This window comes from Cellulomonas sp. (assembly GCF_035634735.1).
GTDB lineage: Bacteria > Actinomycetota > Actinomycetes > Actinomycetales > Cellulomonadaceae > Cellulomonas.
The window spans coordinates 1-3,988 of record NZ_DASQCJ010000199.1; the positions used below are offsets into that span (position 1 = coordinate 1).

The window sequence follows — 3,988 nt, forward strand, 5'->3', positions numbered from 1 at the left end:
CGGGCAGGGCGGCGGCTCAGGCCGCCCGTCCTCCGGCGGCGGGTACGGCGCAGGCGCGGGCCGGCCGTCCTCGGGCGGCGGCTACGGCGGCGGCTCCGGGCGTCCGGGCTCGGGTCGCCCCGGCGCGTCCTCGACCCGCACGGGCGGCACCTCGTCAGGCCGGGTCGCGGGCTCGGGCCGTCCCGGCGGCGCCCCTCGCTCCGGCGCCCCCCGCGGCGCCGACACCGGCCGCCCGGGCTCGGCCTGGCCGTCCCGCCCGCCGCAGCAGCGCCGCACGCCCCCGCGCGGCCCGCGCCCGACGGACATCGACGTGCACGACCCCGAGGGCGTGCGGCTGCAGAAGGTGCTCGCGCAGGCGGGACTCGGCTCGCGCCGCGCGTGCGAGGAGCTGATCGCGGCCGGCCGGGTGACGGTCGACGAGCAGGTGGTGCTCGAGCTCGGCGTGCGCGTCGACCCGCGCTCCGCGGTGATCCACGTCGACGGCCTGCGGCTGCAGCTCGACAAGGACGTCATCACGCTGGCGCTGAACAAGCCGCTCGGCGTCGTGTCGACCATGCACGACCCCGAGGGCCGCCCGTCGCTCGAGCAGTTCGTGCAGAACCGCGAGGAGCGGCTGTTCCACGTCGGGCGCCTCGACGCCGACTCGGAGGGCCTGATCCTGCTGACCAACGACGGCGAGCTGGCCAACCGGCTGTCCCACCCGTCGCACGGCGTCAGCAAGACGTACCTGGCGACGGTCGACGGCCGGGTGCCGGCCGGCGTCGGCGCCCGGCTCAAGAAGGGTGTCGAGCTCGAGGACGGCGTCGTGGCGGTCGACGCGTTCCGCGTCGTGGACGCCACGCCGCAGGCCAGCATGGTCGAGATCGTGATCCACGAGGGCCGCAACCGCGTCGTCCGCCGGCTGCTGGAGGAGGTGGGCCACCCGGTGACCCGCCTGCTGCGCACCCAGATCGGCCCGATCAAGCTCGGCGACCTGCGCCCGGGCCGCACCCGCGTGCTCGGGAAGGCGGAGGTCGGCTCGCTGATGACGTCGGTGGGCATGTGAGCACGAACGGCACGCCCGCGGTGGTGACCCGCGGCCCGGTCCGCGTGGTCGGCACGGGGCTGCTCGGCGCGTCGGTCGGCCTCGCGCTGACCGCGCGCGGCGTCGACGTCACGCTGCACGACCCGTCCCGCACGGCGCTGGCCCTGGCCCGTGACGTCGGGGCGGGGCGGCCCGCGGCGGACGGCGACCCGGAGCCCGCGCTCGTCGTGGTCGCCGCGCCCCCGGACGTGACCGCGGACGTGGTGCGGGCGGAGCTCGCCGCGCACCCGGGCGCGGTCGTCACGGACGTGGCGAGCGTCAAGGGCTACGTGCTGTCCGAGCTGCGGGCCGCGGGCGCGGACCTCACCCGGTACGTCGGGTCGCACCCGATGGCCGGGCGGGAGCGCTCGGGCCCGGCGGCGGCGGTGCCGGACCTGTTCGTCGGGCGGCCGTGGGTCGTCGTCGACTCGGGGGAGTCGCGGCCGGACGCGCTGCTCGCGGTGCGGGCGCTGGCGACCGACCTGGGCAGCCTGCCCGTGACGATGGACGCCGCCGAGCACGACGCCGCGGTGGCCGTCGTCTCGCACGTGCCGCAGGTGGCGGCGAGCCTGGTGGCCGCCCGGCTGCGGCGCGCCGAGCCGGACGCGCTCGGGCTCGCGGGCCAGGGGCTGCGGGACGTGACGCGCATCGCGTCGTCGGACCCGGCGCTCTGGACGTCGATCCTGGCGGCGAACGCGGCGGCGGTGCGCGGCGTGCTCGCGGGGCTGCGGGACGACCTGGACGAGGTCCTGGGCGCGCTGGACAGCGCGGCCCGGGCGAGCGGGCCGGAGGACGTCGAGCTCGGCGCCCTGGCCCGGGTGGCGCGGCTGATCGCCGACGGCAACGCCGGCGTGGCGCTCGTGCCCGGCAAGCACGGCGGCGCGCCGCGCTCGTACGCGGTCGTGACGGCCCTGGTGCCCGACCGGCCCGGCGAGCTCGCGCGGCTGCTGACGGACGTCGGCGCGGCCGGCGTGAACCTGGAGGACCTGCAGCTCGAGCACGCGGCGGGGCGACCCGTCGGCATGGCGTCGGTGTCGGTCGACCCCGCGCGCTCGGCGCACCTGGAGGCGGAGCTGACGGCCCGCGGTTGGAGGTTGGTTCGGTGACTGCGCACGACGTGCGACGACCGGTGGTGGTGGCGATCGACGGGCCCTCGGGCTCGGGGAAGTCGACGGTGTCCCGCCGGGTCGCCGAGCGGCTCGGGCTCGCGTACCTGGACACGGGCGCGATGTACCGCGCGGCGACCTGGTGGGCGCTGCACCGCGGGGTGTCGCTGACGGACGCGGACGCCGTGGCGCGGCTGGTCCGGGAGATGCCGCTCGTGATGGGCGTCGACCCGCGGGAGCCCGGCGTGCACGTGGACGGGCACGACGTGGGCGAGGCGATCCGGGAGACCGCGATCTCCGCCGCCGTGAGCGCCGTGGCGACCAACCTGGAGGTCCGCGCCGAGCTGGGTCGCCGGCAGCGCGCGGAGATCGCGGCGCAGGCGGCGTCCTCGGCGTTCTCGGGCGGCCGCGGCATCGTCGCGGAGGGCCGGGACATCACCACGGTCATCGCGCCGGACGCGGACGTGCGGCTGCTGCTCACCGCCAGCGAGGAGGCCCGGCTCGCCCGGCGCGCCCGCGAGGTGCACGGCTCGGACGACGCCGACGCGGTCGAGGCGACCCGGGACCAGGTGGTCCGCCGGGACGCGGACGACTCGACGGTGTCGCAGTTCCTGGTCGCCGCCGACGGCGTGGTGACGGTCGACTCCTCCGAGCTCGACCTGGACCAGACCGTGCAGGCGGTGCTGGACGTGGTGGCCCGCACCGCGGACCTGCACGCGTGACCGGGCGGGGGCGCGGGGAGGCTCCCGGCACGGCCGTCGCGGGGCGTCCGGTGCCCGGCTGGGCGCGGGCGCTCGGCAGGACGATCGCGCACGGGATCTGGGACGCCCGCGTGGTCGGCGCGGAGCACGCGCCGACCACCGGCCCGGTGCTGTTCGCGGCGAACCACACGAGCGTCATCGACGGCCCGCTGCTGCAGGGCGTCACCCCGCGGCCGGTGCACATCCTGGTCAAGCACGAGATGTTCGTCGGTCCCCTCGGGGCCGTCCTGCGCGCCGCCCAGCAGATCCCGGTCGACCGCTCGGGCGGGCGCGAGGCGCTCGTCACGGCCCTGGCCGTGCTGCACCGCGGCGACGCGGTGGGCGTGTTCCCCGAGGGCAACCGGGGGCGCGGCGACGCGTCCTCGGCGCGCGCGGGGGTGGCGTGGCTGGCCGTGCACGGCGGCGCCCCGGTGGTCCCGGTGGCGATCCTCGGCACCCGGCGCACGGGGGAGTCGGTCGGGCACATCCCCTTCCCGCGACGCCGGCTGCACGTGGAGCTCGGCGCGCCGCTCGACCTGACGCCGGCCGCGGGTCAGTCCCGGCGCGAGGCCGTCGGCGCGGGTACGGAGCGGGTGCGCGCGGCCCTGTCGGCGCTCGTGGCGGACGCCGCGGCGCGCACCGGCGCGGCGCTCCCGACGGACTGACGCCGGGCCCGCTCGGGGCGCGGTTCGTCCGGGGGCGCTCGGTCAGGGAGAATGGTGCCCATGCATGACAGCGAGCCGGCCCAGCCGACCACCTCCGAGGCCCTCGAGGCCCCCGACTCCGTGGAGCTCGACGACCTCGAGAACGGCCCCGCCGAGGCCGAGCCCTTCGACGGCACCGACGTGACCGCGGAGGCGGAGGACGACGAGGCGCGCGAGCGCGCCCTGCGGGCCGGGCTGGACGACTACGAGCTCGAGGACGAGGACGTCGCGCTGCTCTCCGGCGACGGGGGCGAGGACGACGAGGACGGCTCGCACCTCGCGCTCCCCGTGCTCGCGGTCGTCGGCCGCCCCAACGTCGGCAAGTCGACGCTGGTCAACCGCATCCTCGGCCGCCGCGAGGCCGTCGTCGAGGAC

At 77.9% G+C, this 3,988-nt stretch carries 5 protein-coding genes; all 5 read left to right on the forward strand.

Annotated features, from left to right (window positions below; translation table 11 throughout):
• The coding region (locus VER05_RS16495) for a pseudouridine synthase (protein WP_324846406.1) at positions 1-1,045 on the forward strand (1,045 nt) is incomplete at its 5' end.
• A complete protein-coding gene (locus tag VER05_RS16500; RefSeq protein WP_324846407.1) occupies positions 1,042-2,169 on the forward strand; it encodes a prephenate dehydrogenase in 1,128 nt (375 codons plus the stop codon). The genes VER05_RS16495 and VER05_RS16500, both read left to right, overlap by 4 nt.
• Complete coding sequence (cmk, locus tag VER05_RS16505; protein ID WP_324846408.1) at positions 2,166-2,891, forward strand: (d)CMP kinase; 726 nt, start codon at positions 2,166-2,168, stop codon at positions 2,889-2,891. The genes VER05_RS16500 and cmk overlap by 4 nt, the downstream gene beginning before the upstream one ends.
• 50 nt (positions 2,892-2,941) lie before the next feature.
• Positions 2,942-3,574 (forward strand): lysophospholipid acyltransferase family protein, encoded by a 633-nt coding sequence (locus VER05_RS16510; RefSeq protein ID WP_324846409.1) that lies wholly within the window; start codon positions 2,942-2,944, stop codon positions 3,572-3,574.
• 60 nt (positions 3,575-3,634) lie between these two features.
• Positions 3,635-3,988: GTPase (locus VER05_RS16515; protein WP_324846410.1), on the forward strand; the 354-nt coding region annotated here is incomplete at its 3' end.